The organism is Listeria sp. PSOL-1 (assembly GCF_902806445.1).
In the GTDB taxonomy this organism is placed as follows: Bacteria; Bacillota; Bacilli; order Lactobacillales; family Listeriaceae; genus Listeria.
Genome location: NZ_LR760298.1, coordinates 184,881 through 203,765 on the forward strand (window position 1 = coordinate 184,881; position 18,885 = coordinate 203,765).

15 protein-coding genes and 5 tRNA genes are annotated in these 18,885 nt (G+C 35.9%); 12 read left to right on the forward strand and 8 right to left on the reverse strand.

The annotated features are described in order from the left end of the window. Positions 1–229 precede the first annotated feature (229 nt). From G6Q10_RS00910 to G6Q10_RS00925, 4 genes are all read left to right on the forward strand, one after another. Positions 230–946, forward strand: coding sequence for a Crp/Fnr family transcriptional regulator (locus tag G6Q10_RS00910; RefSeq protein ID WP_163651942.1), 717 nt, complete (start codon positions 230–232; stop codon positions 944–946). A 262-nt stretch (positions 947–1,208) separates the two neighbouring features. Continuing rightward, positions 1,209–2,597, forward strand: coding sequence for a MucBP domain-containing protein (locus G6Q10_RS00915; RefSeq protein WP_163651944.1), 1,389 nt, complete (start codon positions 1,209–1,211; stop codon positions 2,595–2,597). A gap of 18 nt (positions 2,598–2,615) precedes the next feature. Further along, entirely contained in the window at positions 2,616–4,964 is a 2,349-nt protein-coding gene (locus tag G6Q10_RS00920) for an Ig-like domain-containing protein (RefSeq protein ID WP_163651946.1), read from the forward strand. A 34-nt stretch (positions 4,965–4,998) separates the two neighbouring features. After that, positions 4,999–6,342, forward strand: coding sequence for an Ig-like domain-containing protein (locus G6Q10_RS00925; protein WP_163651948.1), 1,344 nt, complete (start codon positions 4,999–5,001; stop codon positions 6,340–6,342). A 140-nt stretch (positions 6,343–6,482) separates the two neighbouring features. On the opposite strand, the gene G6Q10_RS00930 is transcribed toward G6Q10_RS00925, so the two are convergent. The 8 genes from G6Q10_RS00930 to G6Q10_RS00965 all read right to left on the reverse strand — a co-directional run bounded on the left by G6Q10_RS00930 (position 6,483) and on the right by G6Q10_RS00965 (position 9,768). Beyond that, positions 6,483–6,956: a GNAT family N-acetyltransferase gene (locus G6Q10_RS00930; protein ID WP_163651950.1), complete on the reverse strand. Its 474-nt coding sequence runs from the start codon at positions 6,954–6,956 to the stop codon at positions 6,483–6,485. Positions 6,957–6,973: 17 nt separating this feature from the next. Continuing rightward, on the reverse strand, positions 6,974–8,206 hold the full coding sequence (locus G6Q10_RS00935) for an ABC transporter permease (RefSeq protein WP_163651952.1): 1,233 nt from the start codon (positions 8,204–8,206) through the stop codon (positions 6,974–6,976). Then, positions 8,199–9,101, reverse strand: a complete 903-nt coding sequence (locus G6Q10_RS00940) for an ABC transporter ATP-binding protein (protein ID WP_163651954.1) — start codon at positions 9,099–9,101, stop codon at positions 8,199–8,201. The genes G6Q10_RS00935 and G6Q10_RS00940 overlap by 8 nt, the downstream gene beginning before the upstream one ends. A gap of 226 nt (positions 9,102–9,327) precedes the next feature. Then, positions 9,328–9,400 (reverse strand) — tRNA-Lys (locus tag G6Q10_RS00945). A 6-nt stretch (positions 9,401–9,406) separates the two neighbouring features. Continuing rightward, positions 9,407–9,481: transfer RNA gene (locus tag G6Q10_RS00950), tRNA-Gln, on the reverse strand. 4 nt (positions 9,482–9,485) lie between these two features. Continuing rightward, positions 9,486–9,569 (reverse strand) — tRNA-Tyr (locus G6Q10_RS00955). Between the two features lie 11 nt (positions 9,570–9,580). Then, positions 9,581–9,654 (reverse strand) — tRNA-Thr (locus tag G6Q10_RS00960). Positions 9,655–9,696: 42 nt separating this feature from the next. Further along, positions 9,697–9,768 (reverse strand) — tRNA-Glu (locus G6Q10_RS00965). Positions 9,769–10,045: 277 nt separating this feature from the next. Here G6Q10_RS00965 and G6Q10_RS00970 point away from each other — a divergent pair. The 8 genes from G6Q10_RS00970 to G6Q10_RS01005 all read left to right on the forward strand — a co-directional run bounded on the left by G6Q10_RS00970 (position 10,046) and on the right by G6Q10_RS01005 (position 18,583). Beyond that, positions 10,046–11,869 carry an APC family permease gene (locus tag G6Q10_RS00970; protein WP_163651956.1) on the forward strand — a complete coding sequence of 608 codons (1,824 nt, stop codon included), beginning with the start codon at positions 10,046–10,048 and terminating at the stop codon, positions 11,867–11,869. A gap of 133 nt (positions 11,870–12,002) precedes the next feature. After that, on the forward strand, positions 12,003–12,878 hold the full coding sequence (locus G6Q10_RS00975; RefSeq protein WP_163651958.1) for an arginase family protein: 876 nt from the start codon (positions 12,003–12,005) through the stop codon (positions 12,876–12,878). A gap of 233 nt (positions 12,879–13,111) precedes the next feature. After that, on the forward strand, positions 13,112–13,360 hold the full coding sequence (locus G6Q10_RS00980) for a hypothetical protein (RefSeq protein ID WP_163651960.1): 249 nt from the start codon (positions 13,112–13,114) through the stop codon (positions 13,358–13,360). Positions 13,361–13,544: 184 nt separating this feature from the next. After that, on the forward strand, positions 13,545–14,366 hold the full coding sequence (gene cdaA, locus G6Q10_RS00985; RefSeq protein WP_163651962.1) for a diadenylate cyclase CdaA: 822 nt from the start codon (positions 13,545–13,547) through the stop codon (positions 14,364–14,366). Beyond that, positions 14,363–15,709 (forward strand): CdaR family protein, encoded by a 1,347-nt coding sequence (locus G6Q10_RS00990; protein WP_163651964.1) that lies wholly within the window; start codon positions 14,363–14,365, stop codon positions 15,707–15,709. Before cdaA ends, G6Q10_RS00990 begins: the two co-directional genes overlap by 4 nt. 143 nt (positions 15,710–15,852) lie before the next feature. Next, complete coding sequence (gene glmM, locus G6Q10_RS00995) at positions 15,853–17,199, forward strand: phosphoglucosamine mutase (RefSeq protein WP_163651966.1); 1,347 nt, start codon at positions 15,853–15,855, stop codon at positions 17,197–17,199. Positions 17,200–17,289: 90 nt separating this feature from the next. Further along, positions 17,290–17,745, forward strand: a complete 456-nt coding sequence (locus G6Q10_RS01000) for a DUF6568 family protein (RefSeq protein WP_163651968.1) — start codon at positions 17,290–17,292, stop codon at positions 17,743–17,745. Positions 17,746–17,764: 19 nt separating this feature from the next. After that, on the forward strand, positions 17,765–18,583 hold the full coding sequence (locus tag G6Q10_RS01005) for a hypothetical protein (protein ID WP_163651970.1): 819 nt from the start codon (positions 17,765–17,767) through the stop codon (positions 18,581–18,583). The last annotated feature ends 302 nt before the right edge of the window (positions 18,584–18,885 follow it).

Sequence of the window (18,885 nt, forward strand, 5' to 3'; positions counted from 1 at the left end):
CTTAAAAGTAATCAAATGAATTAAAAGATGACGGATGGTTATTTGTGTTTTAAATTCCAGTTTAATGTATAATTTTTCAAAGCCATGTAAAGGCAAGTCATACTTTATATGGCTTTTTTATTTGTTGATTTCATAAAATATTCACAATTATATGGTAAAAAATGTAAATTTTCAACTTCATACAATGGTAGATTGTGCTAAATTTAAACCATATTGAGGAGGGAAATTTATGATGTACAGAAAAGCAATTCAAAAGGGTATAACAATGGAAGATATTATTCAAGAATTACGATTAAATGCATACAGACCGTCTTTGGTAAAAAGTAAAAAGTATTCTAAAAATGAAGTCCTTCAAGCGGAAGATGTTCACGATTCAGGTATTTTATTTATACAATCAGGTTATATAGGCAAATACATGAGTATTAACCATTATGAAAAATTAGTGGATTTTCATGCTGGATTTGATTTGATCGGTTTTAACGAAATTCTTGTCCCCCTTAAAGAAAAAAATTATTGCTTGCGGATGTTTGACCCAGTTCATGTTATCGTCATTAATGCTGATTATTTATTAGATTATTTATCTATTCGGCCCGTTTTTATGGAATACTTGGTTAAAAAAATGGCGAATAAATTACACAATATAGCATTAAAAGAGGCAGCTAATGGGAAATATCAACGGGATCGCGTAGTTTCTGGCTTGCTCGCAGCAGCAGTGTCTCTTGGAGCAACAAATTATCATGACAATTATCAATTTCCAAGTGTCATTAATCACTATCTTTTGGCTAATTATTGCCGTATTGATCCAGCTTCTTTTTCCAAAGTATGTAAAAAATTGGTGGCTGAGAAATTAATTTATATTCATGGCAGACAAATTGAATTAAATGTTTGTGAATTGAGAGCGAGCATTTCTACAGGATATGAAAGAAAAGAAAATTTTATTTTTTAAGAAAATTTAAATTTAACGGTTTTTCTAAGGATAGTGGATGAAATCGTTCTTTATTTTTTGGCATTTTAAAACACATTAAAATATGTTGTCGTTTGAAATTTTCTCTGTATGAGCTTGTTATTTTACTTCATGTATCATGTATAGAAGTTAATCGTTCCTTTTGGCTGTTTAATTTTCGGAACTAATAAACAATTCCAGGGAGGTGATATATGGGATAAAGTCTATTGAGATTCTCCAGCTAAAAAGAAAGGGATGAAAGGTAATGTTTGTGCTTTGTAAAAAGATTTGGCTAAAATTTATTGTTGCCATTTTAGCTATGAGTGTTGTTTTGTTTCCAGTTCATCTAAATGAAGTGAAAGCTGAAGAATACCCAAATATCTTGCCACCAGAATGGGATGTGTCTGCAAATTGGGATATCCTTAGTTCTAGCACTAATCTTAACTTTCCGGAAAATTGGATGGACTTAATTTTTCTTCAAAATGATTTTGTAGTAGGAAAGACAGTTCAACCAATGAAGAGAGTTTTAGTAAATGTGGCAAATATTGATGCTAAGTTTGAAGCTGAACGCGTTTTTCATTTGAAAAAGGGTTGCACGTATCGATTCAAATTGAATTATGGAATTCGTTTAACTGGCAAAGCATCAGTGAAGATGGATTTTGATGGAAGTGTCGTCTCAAAATCAAATACGACGCATGATGATCTCTACAAAGAAACAATTGTTGCCGACCGAGATCGTGATTACAAAATCAAAATAACAGTAGATGCGCCGAAAAATACCAATGTTTACTTTATGCTTGGTTATGGAGTAAATGATTTGGAGGGAGGTGTTAAAGTTACAGAGAAAGGGCTACCAGTGGTTGTTAATCATATAGATGAAAAAGGAGCAACCCTTGCTAAAGAGGAGCTATACGAAGGGAACGTAGGCGAAACTTATAAAACCCAAGCGAAGAAAATTGCTGGTTATAAGTTAAAGCGAGTGATAGGTAAGGAAGAAGATGTTTTTTCAAAAGAAATACAAAAAGTTATTTATGAATATACACCTGTTGACAGTCCAATTGAAGAGGGAAAAGTGACTGTTCAATATGTGGAGCAAAATAATCATAAATTACGCCCAGATCAATTAATAAAAGGGACGATTGATAAGGCATATAATGTTAGCATTCCTGATATTGCTGGTTATGAGCTTCAAAAGGTCGATGGTAATGCACACGGAGTTTTTACAAAATCGGAACAAATCGTTAAGTTAGTTTATCGAAAAATAGCTACTAATACGAAAGGTTCTATTAGGATTCAATATGTCGACGAAAAGATGAATGAAATCAGAACACCTGAAACTAGAAGCGGAAATTTAGACGAAGCTTACCAAGTCATTCCTAAGCAAATTAAAAATTATCGTTTTAAAAAAGCAGTAAATAATTTATCAGGAAAATACGAAAAGGAAGCTAAAACAATTACTCTAGTTTATTCAAGTGTGAAAAATGATGCAGACACTAATCGAACTTTACCAGAGAAGAAAGCGAAAAAAGAACCTAGCCAGGAAATGCCTAAAACAGGAGATGCCCCTATTTTTTATTGGGTAATCATTGGTCTGCTGATTTTATCAAGTAGCCTTGTTGTTTGCTTTTTAAAAACGAAAAGATTTTATCGTTAAGGGAAGGGAATTTGTTTTATGGAGAAAAAAACATTTAAAAAAGTAGGAATAGGATTTGTGGCTATATTGCTTTTTGTTATAGGGGGAGCCTTTTTCCAAGAAAAGGATATCGCTGCTAAAAGCATCATCCCATTTGATTTGTTGGAAGGCGATTTTAATGTTGCTAAAGATTGGCAAATCCTTGATTATAGCAGTGACTTGAAAGCATCACTTAGTTTGGTTTTTCTTGAAGATAAAGAATCTAAAGTAGGTGGCACAAAGTTAAATGCAGCGCTTTGCAATTTCGCGAATATTGGAAATGCTAAATTTAAAGCAAGGAAATCATTTCATTTAAAAAAGGGTCGTACTTATAACTTAAAATGGTATTATGGTTTCCGTACAACTGGAAAAGCTAAAGCAAGTATTGATTTTAATGGGACGAAAAAAACATCCTCATCAACCTTAAATCAAGATGTTTATACTGAAACGATTGTAAGTGATAAAGAGCAAGACTATGTTATTACACTAGAATTTAATGCTCCAAAAGTAACAAATGTATATATGATGATTGGTTATGATGCTGCGGATCCAAATAAAGGGATGGAAGAAGAAAAAATAGCATCTCCAACCGTAGAAGCACCAGAAGCAGGACAAAGAACGGTTCTTGGAACAGGTGTTGTAGGAAATAGTATCCGAGTAACCGATCAAAATGATGTATTATTGGGGACCAGTTTAGTAGAAGCAAACGGTACATACACGATTGTTTCTAATCGTACTCTGGTCTATGATGAAGTGATAAACGTTACTCAAGTAGCAGATGACGGGATTACGAGTACACCAACAACAGTAAAAGTAATCGATAGTTATGCACCAGAGGCACCGAAAGTTGATGGTCCAGTTGAGTGGAAAGAACAAACTGTTCGAGGTTCTGCTGAAAAAGGGAGCAGAATAGAAGTGCGGAACGAAGCTCAAGAATTGGTTGGAAATGGTGTAGCAAATGGGCAACCGATTGATGGAACAAACAATAAGTTTTCAGTGGAGTTAACAAAAACCGTACCAATAGGTAGTAAGTTGTTTGTCACAGCTGTAGATGCTGCTAATAATACAAGTAATGCAACAGAAACTACAGTAGTCAATAACTATAAACCAGATGCTCCACAAGTAAATGAAGTAACAGATACCGACACAGTTGTAACAGGGAAAGGTTATAAAGCAGGAAATAAAATTACAGCTGTTATTAATAACCAAGAATTTGAAGGCATTGTTCAGGAAGATTTAACTTTTTCAATTGATATAGGCCGTGCATTTCCTGGTAAAACAGAAATTAAAGTAACCGAAACAGATGCAGCAGAAAGAACAAGTGACCCGACAACAGTAAAAGTGAAGGGCACGATTAAAACAGCGACTCCACAAGTTAATCCAGTTGGCGATTCGGATACTGAAATTACCGGTAAAGCTGAAGCTGGCGCTGATGTTTCTGTTGTAATAGCCAATTCAACATACACTGGAAAGGCAAATAATGAAGGCGACTTTAAGATTTCACTAAATCAGCGTTATCCAGCTGGAACAAAGGGAACTTTATTTGCCACAGGGCGTTCGTCTGTGCCAAGCGATGAGATTTCGTTCACTGTTTTAGATAAAACAGCTCCTGAAAAACCATCAATAAATAAAATGATTGATACAGATACAGTAATCACAGGTAAAAGTGAAGCTGGTGCCAAAATGCGTATCGAATTAACAAAAAAAGATGGTGAAATTTCTGTTTATGAAACGATAGCAACAGAAACAGGATCCTACAGCCTAACGCTTACAACCACATATCAACGCGGCACTAAAATCGCCGTTACAGCAACGGATACAGCAGGTAATGTTAGTGATAAAACAGCATCGAAAGTATTAAGTAGTGTAGAGTTAGAAATGTTTATTGATCCAGCAATTAATAGTCAAGATACTTCAGTGCTCGGAACAACTTCGAGATCAAATTCATATTATCAAGTTAAAATTGGTAACCGTATCTATGAAGGTTACTCAGATGATGAAGGACAGATTGAGTTTGAACTAGATCGTTCGTATCCTGTTGGGACAAGCGTTGATTATTTTACAAGGGATGAAGATGATACATCAGACGTTATTAAAACCGTTGTTATTCCGCGTTCGCCAACGCAAACATCGTTGTTCCATAATCAAACTGAGATCACGAATATGGTAGATCCGTTTGCTAATATTACAATTACGGTAAATGGTACAGAAATATATAACGCCATAGCTGATCAAGACGGTAATTTCTCGATTACACTTAAACGCCCACTTGAAATTGGGGATGAAATTACCATTATTCAAGAAGTAAATGGCTATTCAAGTCAACCGGCTACAATTTGGGTGTATTAAATATAAAAGATGACGCGGAAAAGAGGGGATTTTTTTGCAAAATAAGAAGCTAATAAAATTGTTAATCATTATTTTTGCTGGAGCGATTATTTTAGGCGTTGAGTTTCCAGCGAAAACAACTGTAAAAGCGGGGAGTGCGGCTACTTACTACTCTACATTTAGGCCACTAAAAATCAATCAAGTCAGTGATACCGATTTACGTGTAACAGGAACTGCTACACCAAATATCAGTATTCGTGTTAGAGTGAAGAACTATGTTTTTAGAGGTTGTGCCAATAAGTATGGTGACTTTTCAATCAAGTTAAATAAAAAATATCCAGAAGGCACAGCGATTGAAGTCGAACAGTATCGTCTTTTTTCTTCAGAAAGAAAAAGAACGATTGTTCAATCGACAGCATCTGTTACTGAGCCTCAAGTAAATGAGGTAAGCACAACAGATCAAGTTATAACAGGGATTTCGCGCTCACCTCAAGTAAAAGCTGTTATTAACGGTGCGGCTAGTTATAGTTATCCAAACCAGAAAACAGGTGAATTTACGATTAATTTAGGTCGCACATACTCTAAAGGTACAGTGATTAAAGTATATGCTATAAATGGTTCACTAATTAGTAATCCAACACAAATCATTGTCATCGAAAAACAGGTCGTATTAGAGGCCCCGCTAATCAATAAGGTCACAACAGAAGATGAAGTGATTACAGGTCAAGCAGGCCCTGATTTAACAGTTAAATTAACAATCGGGCAAGACTTATACGAAGCAGAAACGGATCAGAATGGACATTTTACTGTTTATTTAGACCATAAATACACGCGCGATACAGTTATCTATGCACATGTAACAAATGGAAATGTGAATAGCGCAGTCACAGAAGCTGTTGTTGAAAAAGGCAGGTATAATTTAGGTGTCAATGCAATTACCAATATTGACCGCGTTATTACAGGAATCACAGAACCATATTCCAAAATGACTGTTCGAATTGGTAATCGGGTGTACACGGGAACAGCAACAGAAACAGGAGCCTTTTCAATTGAGCTTGGGCAAACCTATCAAGCTGGACAAAACGTGACTGTGAAATCAAAAGAACCGAATTATGGTGTGGAAGAAACAAAAGTCGTCATTATTTATCCAGCGCCACCAACTGTCAATACAATCGCTATAGGAGCAGAGTCGATTTCAGGTACAGCTAGTCCTAATGCGCTTGTTATTGTTACACTTGGCGGTAAAATGTATCAAGGATTTGCTAATCGCGCTGGCGATTACGACATCCCGATCAATCCAAATGATGCAGTAACAGGAGCGATCGTGTATGTAAAACAAATCAGCAATAATGTTGAAAGTTATTCTTCAGAAGTAGTCATTGGAGAAAAGTCGAGCTGATGAAGTACGTGTAAAAGAAATTTTGATGTAAGTTAAAAAACGGTCTGCTTGAATCGGTTTTTAATAGAAAAAGTTTAAGCTTTTCTATAACAATTACCTTTCAAGCAGAACCGTTTTTTATTTATCATGCACGTTGGAACCTATAAAAAATAAGCCATAAAAATATCGTCAACGTACTGTCCATTAATACAAAATTCTTTTTTTAAAATGCCTTCAATATGGAAGTCATTTTTTTTATAAAAATGAATGGCTTTTTGGTTACTTGCTAAAACGCGGAGTTGCAGTTTTTTAAAGCCTTGCAGTTGTGCTGTTTCTTTTAAATAATTTATCAATGCAATACCAATGCCTTGCCGCTGGTAATCTGGGTGAACGGCAATGTCAAACAAGATGACATGTTGTGCTGTTTTTAGTGGAGTAGGCGTTTTATAGTCTAAAATGCCAACGATTTTTTTATCGATAACAGCAACTGTTTTTGAGCCAGGTGGATTTTTAAATTGATATTCTGCTTTGCTATCAAAATGGATTTCTGCTGGCGTCGTTTCGCATGTCCAAACTAGATGTTCTAATTCTATCATTTGTGCCGTGTCTTGTGCTAATGACCCCCTAATTTTCATGCATATCCTCCTTTTTATTACTGATGTTTTGCATAGTTGAGTGATTTTTTCCAAGTTTTAAAGAAGCCTTCATTAGAGTAAAGTAATACATTGCTTTGATAGAGTCGAATGGTTAACCAAAAAGCAGCTCCAACTGAAAGCAGTAAGATGATGAGTGAAGAAAGAATACCAATAGTAGAGACAGATAATAAATCCATTCGAGCAAGCATAATCATTGGTGAAAATGTCGGAATATAAGAACCAATGATGACAAGTAAATTATCAGGCGCTTGTGCTGCTGCAATTGATCCCCAGTAGCCAATAATCGCTAAAATGGTCATTGGATAAATAAACTGGGCAACCGTCTCGACATTGGGTACGAGTGAACCAATTAGAGCAGATAATAGAATATAAAGCAATAATCCGAGCAAAATAAAACCAAGATTTAACACCAAATAATAGGTTGGAAAATTATTAAATTGATTGAAGATCCCTTGTACCATGGTTGTATTCTTTCCAATCAGCATGAAAGCAACAGCACAGAGTAAATAAAAACCAATTTGTGTTAATAACATAAGTAAAATAGCAGCTAATTTTCCTAACAAATGAGTTTTAGCAGAAACGCTTGAAAGAATGACTTCCATAATGCGCGTGCCTTTTTCATTTGCGATTTCGGAAGCAACGATATTAGCATAGCTCATGACAAAGATGAAAATCACGAGTGTTAATCCAAGGACAGCCGCACTCATTACTTCTTTTTGCTTATTGGTTAATTGATTATCAGCAATGACTTGATTAGAGATGGAGACAGGAGTGCTTAGCTCCTTTAATTGTGCAGGTGTAATTTGGTATTCGCTTGCTTTCATGGTGACTTTAGCTGAAGTTAATGTTTTCGAAATTTTATTTAAAACAGTCTTTCCAGCGGGATCTTTTGTTGTATAGCTTGCAGTTAAATTGTTTTTTGTTTCGTTAATTGTTAAAAAGCCAGCAATTTTTTCTGTCGTTAAGGCTTTTTTTGCAGATTTAATGGTGGTGATTGTATCATTTACTTTGAAAGTAGATGTATCTTTAGTAAATAAATCGCGATAAAGAGAGTTTTCACTAATAACAGCGATTTTTGTTGTATCGGTTTTGTCAAAGTAGTTCACGATCTTAGGAATTGCAAAAAAACAAGCTGCGATTAACAGCGGGAAAAGGAGAGAAATAACAAATGATTTTGTTTTAACGCGTCGTTTGTAGACTTGCTTGGTAATGACCCAGAATTTATTCAATATCTTCACCAACCTTCCATTTGAAAATTTCTTCAAGCGTTGGGGGCTCTAAACTAAATGTTGGAATAAAGCCGTCTTTTGTCACATAATTAAAAATTTCTTTGGCATATTTTTCAGCGCTTAATTGTAAAATACGAGTGCCGTCTGGACGCGTTTCTACACTTTTTACCCCATTTAATTGTTGTAAATCGGTCATTGTCAGTTGAGGGGCGACAAGGCGAATACGATTTCGTCCATAGCTTAATTTTACTTCTTCCGTTGTTCCTTTAAGCACGGTTTGGCCTTGTTTTAACATGATTAGGGAGTCGCACAATTCCTCGACATTTTCCATCCGATGACTTGAGAAAATGATGGTGGTTCCTTGTTCTTTCATTTCAAATACAAAACGCTTTAAAATCTCTGCATTTACTGGATCAAGGCCACTAAATGGTTCATCTAAAATCAGTAATTTTGGCTTATGAATGATTGTGCTGAGTAATTGTATTTTTTGTTGATTCCCTTTTGACAACGTTTTGATTAAATCGGTCTTTTTCCCAACGACTTCGGCGCGTTCTAGTAGTTGATCGATTTCATACTTTGTTTCCTGCTTCTTGCAACCTTTTAACTCTGCAAAAAATAACAGCTGCTCTTCAATCGTTACATCGTTATAAAGTCCACGTTCTTCAGGTAAATAACCAATATCATTAGGATTTATTTTTAATGCAGATTGGCCGTTCCAAAAAATTTCACCACTTGTTGCTTTAAGGAAATTTAAAATCAGACGAAATGTCGTTGTTTTACCAGCGCCATTTTGCCCAATTAATCCTAATATTTTCCCGCTTTCCACAGTAAATGATAAGTTGTTTACGGCTGTTTTGCTACCAAATTGCTTTGTTAATCTTTGTAATTCAAGCATTTTTTCGCTCCTTTTTAAGATATACATTTATTCTAACATGAATGCTCTTCCTTATATACTGTTAGTAAAAAGAGGTTGCCCGAGATGGTGTTGAGATAGAATGTGAATCGTTCTTTAACTAGGAGTTTAGTCGTTTTTAGGATGAACTGCAACTATTGTGAGCTAGGGGTAAGATTAAAAAACCAGCACAAAATAAAAAAACCGCTAAAAATAGCGATTTTAGATATGAGCCGTGATGGGCTCGAACCATCGACCCTCTGATTAAAAGTCAGATGCTCTACCAACTGAGCTAACGGCTCTAAAAATGGCTGGGCCAGCTGGATTCGAACCAACGCATGACGGAGTCAAAGTCCGTTGCCTTACCGCTTGGCTATGGCCCAATAATGGTGGAGGAGAGTGGATTCGAACCACTGAACCCTAAGGAGCGGATTTACAGTCCGCCGCGTTTAGCCACTTCGCTACTCCTCCAAAATAATAAATGCCGACTGCAGGAATTGAACCCGCAACCTACTGATTACGATTCAGTTGCTCTACCAGATTGAGCTAAGTCGGCGTAGTACTCTCAATAGCATAAGTACTACTTGATTACTAAAGATGACCCGTACGGGATTCGAACCCGTGTTACCGCCGTGAAAGGGCGGTGTCTTAACCGCTTGACCAACGGGCCATTTATTTAACAGCTAACATTTATTATATAAACTATAGCAAGATTTGTAAATAGAAAATTAAAAGTTTTTCTTTTCTGAAAATAATTTCATTTATGAAGAAAGATTTCATTTTAAATAAAAAAATTACAGACGAACTAAAACCGGTAGAAAAAGTGCGATAAAGCCTATTATATCAGTATGTAGAGAAGTTGTGAACTTCTGGTTACATTCTAAGCTGAGCTATGCTATAATGTGTGATGTCGTTTTAAAAATATAATAAAAAGGTAGGGAAAACCAATGGCTTCGCCGCTAAAAAGGTTATTAATCGGTCGTCCACTAAAAAGTTCAGAAGCTGGGGAACAAAAACTCGGGAAACTAAAAGCGCTTGCTGTTTTATCTTCTGATGCACTTTCATCGATTGCTTATGGAACAGAACAGATTTTGATTGTTCTTGTTACAGTTAGTGCAGCAGCAATGTGGTATTCGCTTCCAATTGCATTATGTGTGTTAATTTTATTATTTGCTTTGAACTTATCCTATAAGCAAATTATTTATTCATACCCACACGGCGGGGGAGCTTATGTTGTCTCACGTGAAAATTTAGGTAAAAATGCGGGTCTGGTTGCCGGAGGTTCACTGCTTGTTGATTATATGTTGACTGTTGCTGTTAGTGTGTCTTCTGGAGCAGATGCCATCATTTCAGCTTTCCCATCACTATATCCATTTGTTATCCCGATAGCGGTTGTACTCGTTATCTTAGTTACCGTTATTAATTTGCGCGGGATTACTGAATCAGCTAGTATTTTAGCTGTTCCTGTCTATTTGTTTGTTTTTTCTATTATAGTATTGATTTTTACTGGTGTGTTTAAACTTTTGATGGGAATAGACGCCACTCACGAAGCGGCCGCTGTTGGAACAAATGTGCAAGGTGTAACAATTTTCTTATTGCTACGTGCTTTTGCTTCTGGCTCAGCATCACTGACTGGGATTGAAGCAATTTCAAATGCGATTCCATTATTTAAAAAACCACGAGCAAAAAATGCTGCTAAAACGTTGGCTATCATGGCATCGCTTTTAGGTTTTTTCTTTTTAGGAATCACTGTTTTAGCTGTTGCTTATGGTACAGTCCCAGAGCTTAAAGTAACCGTGCTTTCACAAATCGCAGCCAATGTTTTTGGACGGAATTTTATGTTTTATTTTATCCAAGCAACAACGGCTTTAATTTTAGTTTTAGCAGCTAATACTGGCTTCTCAGCTTTTCCTCTTTTAGCCTTTAATTTAGCAAAAGACAAATACATGCCAAGAATGTATTTAGCGAAAGGGGATCGACTTGGGTATTCAAATGGGATCGTGACACTCGCTATAGGTTCGATTGTTTTAATTATTCTCTTCCATGGAAAAACAGAACTTCTTGTACCGCTCTATTCTGTTGGAGTATTTATTCCTTTCACACTTTCACAAACTGGAATGATCGTGAAATGGTGGAAAGAGCGTCCCACAGGCTGGAGGAAAAAATTAGGTGCCAATTTGTTAGGTGCCGTTATTTCCTTTACAGTATTGGTCGTTCTCTTCTTGACACGCATCGAGTCTGTTTGGCCTGTCTTCATTTTTATGCCAATTTTGATTTTTGTTTTTCATAAAACACGCCATCATTATGTTAAACTTGGTCCACAACTTCGAGTTGATGGAGTCATGGATTTACCGGATTTTAAAGGGAATGCGGTTATTGTTGCAGTTTCAGATACAACAAAGGTCGTTGAAGGGGCACTAAAATACGCTAAATCAATTGGTGATACAGTGATTGCTGTTCATGTTTCTGTTGACAAAGCACAAGGAAAAGAAGTCATTGATCGTTGGCACAGCATTCATCCAGAAATTAGAATTGCCCATCTTTATTCAACATATCGCTCAATTTCTGAGCCACTGATGAAATTTATTGATACCGCCAAGCAAAAAGCAGATCAAGATAACTATTCACTCACTGTATTAATTCCACAATTTATTCCTAAAAAGGGTTGGCAAAATGTTTTACACAATCAAACAAGTTTACTTATTCGGACCAAATTATTAATGAAAAAAGATGTTGTTGTAGCAACATATCCTTATCACTTAAAAGAATAGTATTTGAAGATGGCTCGGTTTTTGTGACTAAACAAAAGACCGAGCTATTTGTGATCGCTAGCTCTTTTCTTTATGAAATTTAAAGAAACTATGTTAAAATACTAACAAAGATAAATGAATATAGGTGAATGAGATGAAAAAAACGGGGATTTTAGGAGTTCCTTGGTTATTTAACCAAGCTAGGAGAGGGACATTGTTAGCGCCTTTTGCAATTCGCTATGCGGGAATGGACGAATTTTTAGCACGTTTAGACATCCATGTAAACAACGATCAGAACCTTCCGTTTTTCACGAATTTGGAAGAAGAAGCCATTTTAATTAACAAAAATTTGGAAGCGATTACAAAAAAGATAGTCGAGCTTAAGCAAATTGTGTGTGAAATGCTTGAAAAAGAAGGCGTTCCGATTATTTTAGGCGGAGAGCAATTTATTTCACTTGGAGTGATTGCAGCGGCCCTTGTAAAAGCACCGAAAGCAGGCGTTGTCTGGTTAAATGCAGAACTTGATTTGGGAAACGAGCATTATTCTGAAAGGCTAAGTGAAAGCGTGTTAGAAGTTGCGCTTGGAAGAGGCACAGAAATATTAACACAAGTAATGGATGGTCATTTTTTAGATCCAGGAAATTTAGCGATTATTGGTACAAGACGATGCTCTAAAACAAGTAAGGCACATATCGACAATTTAAAAATAAATCATTATGAAATGCAGACGATTGATCGGAAGGGCTTTCAGAAAGTGACAGATGAGTTAATGGAATGGATAAAAATAAAAAAGCAACCCATTCACTTTATGTTGGCTGTTAATGTTATTGATCCAGAGTTTGCGCCAGGGACGGATATTATTTCAGTAGGTGGCCTTTATTGGCGTGAAATCAGGCATCTTTTGAAAAAGCTTGCAGACAGTCATGCTGTGGCATCGATTACGATCACAGGCCTAAATCCACTTAAAGATGAAAAAAACAAAACAGCTCGTTTAATTGCTACTCTACTTGAAGAATATTTCACAGGGTAAATTCTGTTAAAAAATTACAAAAAAATAACAAATTTATCTTTTTGATGAAAGTTACTAGCGCATAATTACTTGCAATTTCTTTCAAAACGTGCTTGTGCGCCATTTGTAAGCAAAAAACGGCTAAAATTAGACAAGTTAACCGACCTTGATAAAAGATACTTTTCTGTTATACTAAATGTATACAGACAAGTTTGTCAGGTAAATTTGTAAATGGAAAAGGAAAGGGTGTTTGGATGTCGGAGCAAGGTAAAAGATATTTTATTTTACCGATGATCATTATATTTATTTTAGGTATTGCTGCCATAAACATTTTAAAGAACCCGATTGTAAGCTTTTTCATTATTTCACTTGCGGCTTGTTTATGTGGACTTATCAGTGGTTTATCGTATCAATTAGTTAAATTTATTGTGCACACTCTTAACCAGGTGCGTGAAAAACGTGCCTTGGAAAAAGAAACAAGTGCAGAATATCATAAAGCCTAACATTTCCTTACAAATAAGGAAGTGTTTTTTTATACACAAAAAGAATCTTTAAGTTTTCTTTCCTAAATTTTCCTAAGGTGTTTCCTTCTAACGTGACTATAGTTGTGCTATAATGAAAAAAACGAGCAAACATTCAATAATTATTGGCAAAAATGAGGATTGCCTTGATGACGGAGGCGAAATGATGAATTTTTTAAATGTTCCTATATTGCATTACATAGAAAATATAATTGATATTTTAGTTGTATGGTTTGTTATTTACGGATTGATTATGCTGATCCGTGGAACAAAGGCAGTTCAGCTTTTAAAAGGTATATTTATTATTGTTGTGGTAAAAGTGATCAGTAGTTTTTGTGGTCTCCATACAGTGGAATGGATTACAAACCAAGCACTTACTTGGGGTTTTTTAGCCATCATCATTATTTTTCAACCTGAGCTTCGACGGGCACTTGAGACCCTTGGGCGAGGCAATATTTTTGTGCGCACAGGTTCACGCATTGAAAAAGAACAGCATCATTTAATTGAAGCGATTGAAAAATCAACGGAATATATGGCTAAACGGCGAATTGGTGCTTTAATTTCTGTTGCAAAAGATACAGGAATGGAAGATTACATTGAAACGGGTATTCCAATTAAAGCGCATATTTCTTCGCAGCTTTTAATTAATATCTTTATCCCAAATACACCACTTCATGATGGAGCTGTGATCATAAAAGGTAATGAAATCGCTTCTGCAGCCAGTTATCTACCGCTTTCTGACAGTCCTTTTCTTTCAAAGGAACTAGGCACAAGGCATAGAGCTGCTCTTGGAATTAGTGAGGTCACAGACAGTATTACAATCGTTGTATCGGAGGAAACGGGTGGCATTTCTGTTACAAAAAGCGGCGAGCTATTCCGTGATATTTCTAAAGAACAACTTCATGATATGTTAGAGCGTGAACTGGTTACAGTGGTTAAGAAAAAAAATGGCTTCTTTTCTAAATGGAAAGGAGACGATAAAAAATGATGGATCGTATTTTAAATAATAAATGGTCAATAAGGATTATTTCTCTTCTTTTAGCAGCGATTTTATTTGTATCTGTAAATATCAACAATGGAAATGATGAATTCCGTACGCTAACACAACAAGATACAGAAGTTGTACAAAATGTCCCTGTGAAAGTTTATTATGATAACACCAATTTATATGTTTCTGGTATGCCGGATACGGTTTCAGTAACACTGTCTGGCCCACGTAGTTTAGTCCAAAGTGCAAAGGCCCAGCAAGATTTTATCGTCTATGTTGATTTGCGAAATGCCTCCATTGGGGAACAAACTGTTAAACTGCGGGTGAAAAACCTTTCTGAACGCCTTAAAGCAGTCATTAATCCAGAAACTGTGAAAGTTAATGTACAAGAAAAAGTAACAAAGAAATTTTCTGTAGATGCTGAGTTAGGAAAGTCAACGATTGCTGAAGGTTACCAAGCGGACACAACGACTGTTGAACCAAGGAAAGTTGCAATTACTGGTGCAAAAGATACGATGAAGCAAATTGCTTACGTCAAAGCAACCGTTGAGGGCAATGATAAGCATGAAGAAGATTTTTCAACCAGTGCCACTGTCGCAGCATTTGATAAAAATTTGAATAAACTAGATGTTCAAATTAGCCCTGAGAAAGTCAAAGTCGACGTTTCTGTTAGTAAAGTGGGTAAATCCATTCCAATTAAAATAAAAGAACAAGGGACGCCGAAAAGCGATCTATCAATTTCAAGCGTGACACCAGATCGAGAAAATGTTATTGTCGTTGGTGACGGTCAAGAACTGGATAAAATTAAGGTCATTGAAATACCTGTTGACGTAAGTAAAATTACAGCGGATACTGTAAAAGAAATAACCGTTCCAGTTCCAAGTGGTGCAAGAGCCGTTCAACCAACAAGTATAGAAGTGAAAATCAAAACAACAAAAAAAACAAAGGACAATGATTCTAGCCAGAAAGAAGAGAGTTCAAAGAAAAAAGATACCACAATGAACAATAACGACGCATCATCTAATAAAAATAACTCAAATAATACATTCGCACAAGCAAGTAGAACACTTTCAAATGTTGATGTTTATACTTCGGGCTTAAGCGATGGCTACGAAGCCCAAATGATTACGCCAGCAAGTGGTAAGGTAAATGTTACCTTACAAGGCCCATCTATTATTTTAAACACGATGAATACTAGTTCAATCAGCTTAATTGCCAACTTAGCTGCGGCTAGAGAAGGCAGTTATTCAACTAATATTGAAGCGCATAATGTCCCTGATAAAATTAGTTATCGATTGTCAGAAAAAGTAGCTGAATTTGCAATAACACGCAAGAACACTTAACAAAAATAATGTATTATTTTATTTCTAAAATGGATTTTTTTCAGGAATTAAGATAATATACTTATATTCACTAAACATTTTTCGAAAAATAAACACCATAATGATGAAATTCTGGTGTTTGACACAGAAGGAGAGAATTAATAATGGGAAAATATTTTGGAACGGATGGAGTTCGTGGGGTAGCAAATTCGGAGCTTACTCCTGAACTAGCTTTCCGCTTAGGAAGAATGGGAGGTTATGTTCTTACACGCCATGTGGGAGAACATCCACGTGTTCTAGTTGCTCGTGATACTCGGATATCTGGAGAGATGCTTGAATCTGCACTCATTGCTGGTCTTGTCTCGGTAGGAATTGAAGTCATGCGTTTAGGCGTTATTTCAACACCGGGCGTTGCTTATCTTACAAGAGCACAAGGTGCTGCAGCTAGCGTTATGATTTCAGCATCACATAATCCCGCTCCAGATAATGGGATAAAATTCTTCGGTTCTGATGGCTTTAAGTTGTCAGATGACCAGGAGTTAGAAATTGAAGCTTTACTAGATATGGAAAAAGATGAACTACCTCGGCCAAGTGCTGAAGGTTTAGGAACAGTTAGCGATTACTATGAAGGAAAACAAAAATATTTACAGTTCTTAAAACAAACGATTGATCAGGACTTTAATGGTTATCATGTAGCGCTTGATTGTGCAAATGGAGCGACAGCGAGTTTAGCTACGCATTTATTTGCAGATCTTGAAGCAGATATCAGTTCAATGGGGACTTCTCCTGATGGGTTAAACATTAATAATGGTGTTGGTTCAACGCATCCAGAAGCTCTTTCTGCCTTTGTTACCGAAAAAAATGCGGATGTCGGTTTATCTTTTGATGGAGATGGAGATCGTGTCATTGCGATTGATGAGCATGGTAAAATCGTGGATGGTGACAAAATCATGTTCATCTGTGCAAAATATTTAAAAGAACACGGTTTACTAAACCAAAATACCGTTGTTTCAACAGTTATGAGCAACTTAGGCTTTTATAAAGGACTGAAAGAATTAGCGATAGATGATGTACAAACAGCCGTAGGAGACCGCTACGTTGTTGAAGCCATGCGAGAAGGTGATTATAACCTTGGCGGGGAACAATCGGGTCATATTATTTTCTTAGATCATAATACAACCGGTGATGGCCTTTTATCTGGGATTCAGCTCATTAATGTCATGAAAGCCACGGATAAGACGCTTTCTGAATTAGCTGCTGAAATGCAAACTTTTCCGCAAAAGTTAGTTAATATTCGTGTGACTGATAAGCATGCAGTAACAGATAATCCTAAAGTGAGCGAAGCCATTTCAGAAGTGGAAAAAGAGATGGATGGAAATGGACGCGTATTAGTCCGACCATCTGGCACTGAGCCACTCGTACGCGTAATGGTTGAAGCAGAAACAAAAGATGCAACAAATGAGTTTTGTGAGCGTATTGCAAAAGTGGTTCAAGCAGAAATGGGTTTATAAAAAATCGAAGTTAGAAATGATGAAATCTGAACAAAAGATCAACGTTTATTTGTTCAGATTTTTCTTTTTTGTAAAGTGGGAGGTGGCTGTGTGAAATTTAAACCCGTTCATATGATTATGATTAGTGGTTTCGTGTTCTTTTTAATTGGTGTAATTTTGATTTTTAAAATGCAGAGTTTAAATCAAGTAGCGACGACGCGTGAAGCTAGTCAAAAGACACTAACTAAAATAACAACGACAGAACTAAAAAACCTCCTTTTAAAAAAAGAAACCGCATTTATTTATATTGGTAGAAAAAGTTGCCCCTATTGCGAAAAATTCCAAGAAAAACTGGTTCGCGGTTTGAATAAAAATGGACAAAAAGCTTTTTATTATGATACCGATGCAGCTAGAAAAAGAGGCGAAAACTTTGTTGCTATCGATGAAAAATTAAAAATAAAAACTGTACCTACACTATTATACATAACAAATGGTCGAGAAAGTGCGCGTTATAATTTGGATATTTCTGAGCAAAAAGAGATTAATAAGTGGCTTAAAGTGCAGTAAGAAGGAAGTGTAAGCATTTATGAAAATCAGGAAGTTAGTCGCAAGCTTAATACTAGTCATAGCTTTTACGCAGGTATACAGTTTTTTGAGTGCTGTTTATGGCTATTTTACAATTGAGAAATATACATTTGTCTGGAATTATTGGGTGATCGGCTTTTTGGCGCTACTTTTATGTGGAATCAGTTTATTATTTATGAGGCAGGAAAAATTCCGTAGAGGAGCTATGTTTAGTTTAGCATTGTTTATTTTGTATCAAGGTTTTTCTGTTTATTATTATCAGATTCGCATTTTTATAGGAGCTAAAAGTGATCAAACACCGCCTTTTGATTTTAGTGGGACGATCCTTGTTTTAATGGCAGCCATTCTTTTCATTTTATTATTTACTTTTCGAAAGAGTACTGAGCAAGTTAAAACAGACAGCAGCTGGAAAACAAAATGGCGTATTGCTGCGGCTATTTTTGCACTGATTAGTGCGGGAGCTGCTATAGTTAGCGGCATTATCATTACGTTACATTATGTTAATACACCTTCAGAAAATGATGTTTATTTTATTACGAATTCATTTGATGCTGTCTTTGCTTATGCGATAGCTCTTATATTGCTTGTTACAGTATGTGTGTTGTTTAAACGCGTTTCGTATATTTTAGCAGCCCTTTCACTTGCTATAAGTTTTCTTTATCTTAGCAATTATATTTGGATGGAAGAATGGGCTCGTTATTCTGCTGAAGTTGCTAAAGCGCTTGGACCAAGTGAAACGAGACTTTTTGGATTTGGTCTTATTATTGGTATTTCTAGTTTAATCAGTGGGATTTTTCAATTAGTGGCGACGAAAGATTAAATCATACTCAGATAGTGAAATGAAGAAGATAACTTTGTTTTGTATAGACCAATTTTTGTTATTTAGCTTTATACAATGCTTGACGGAGTATACATTTTATTGTAGAATGAAATTTGTTTCCTTGAAAAATAAGAAAAGGAGGAACGGTTAATTAAATAAAAGCGCCAGAACTAACTTGTTTTAATAACATCATTGCTGTGAAACTCGGCAATGATCATTAGCTAGTTGACGAGGAGGAGATTAATCGAAAATTCGGCGGGAGTCTCCCGGCTGTTCATGCAGTCGTTATGCCTTAGCTACAA

Excerpts from the sequence above, each read along its gene's own strand:
- G6Q10_RS00910 (WP_163651942.1), top strand. The coding sequence starts at position 230 with ATGATGTACAGAAAAGCAATTCAAAAGGGTATAACAATGGAAGATATT.
- G6Q10_RS00915 (WP_163651944.1), top strand. The coding sequence starts at position 1,209 with ATGTTTGTGCTTTGTAAAAAGATTTGGCTAAAATTTATTGTTGCCATT.
- G6Q10_RS00920 (WP_163651946.1), top strand. The coding sequence starts at position 2,616 with ATGGAGAAAAAAACATTTAAAAAAGTAGGAATAGGATTTGTGGCTATA.
- G6Q10_RS00930 (WP_163651950.1), bottom strand. The coding sequence starts at position 6,956 with ATGAAAATTAGGGGGTCATTAGCACAAGACACGGCACAAATGATAGAA.
- G6Q10_RS00940 (WP_163651954.1), bottom strand. The coding sequence starts at position 9,101 with ATGCTTGAATTACAAAGATTAACAAAGCAATTTGGTAGCAAAACAGCC.
- G6Q10_RS00970 (WP_163651956.1), top strand. The coding sequence starts at position 10,046 with ATGGCTTCGCCGCTAAAAAGGTTATTAATCGGTCGTCCACTAAAAAGT.
- G6Q10_RS00975 (WP_163651958.1), top strand. The coding sequence starts at position 12,003 with ATGAAAAAAACGGGGATTTTAGGAGTTCCTTGGTTATTTAACCAAGCT.
- G6Q10_RS00980 (WP_163651960.1), top strand. The coding sequence starts at position 13,112 with ATGTCGGAGCAAGGTAAAAGATATTTTATTTTACCGATGATCATTATA.
- cdaA (WP_163651962.1), top strand. The coding sequence starts at position 13,545 with ATGAATTTTTTAAATGTTCCTATATTGCATTACATAGAAAATATAATT.
- G6Q10_RS00990 (WP_163651964.1), top strand. The coding sequence starts at position 14,363 with ATGATGGATCGTATTTTAAATAATAAATGGTCAATAAGGATTATTTCT.
- glmM (WP_163651966.1), top strand. The coding sequence starts at position 15,853 with ATGGGAAAATATTTTGGAACGGATGGAGTTCGTGGGGTAGCAAATTCG.
- G6Q10_RS01005 (WP_163651970.1), top strand. The coding sequence starts at position 17,765 with ATGAAAATCAGGAAGTTAGTCGCAAGCTTAATACTAGTCATAGCTTTT.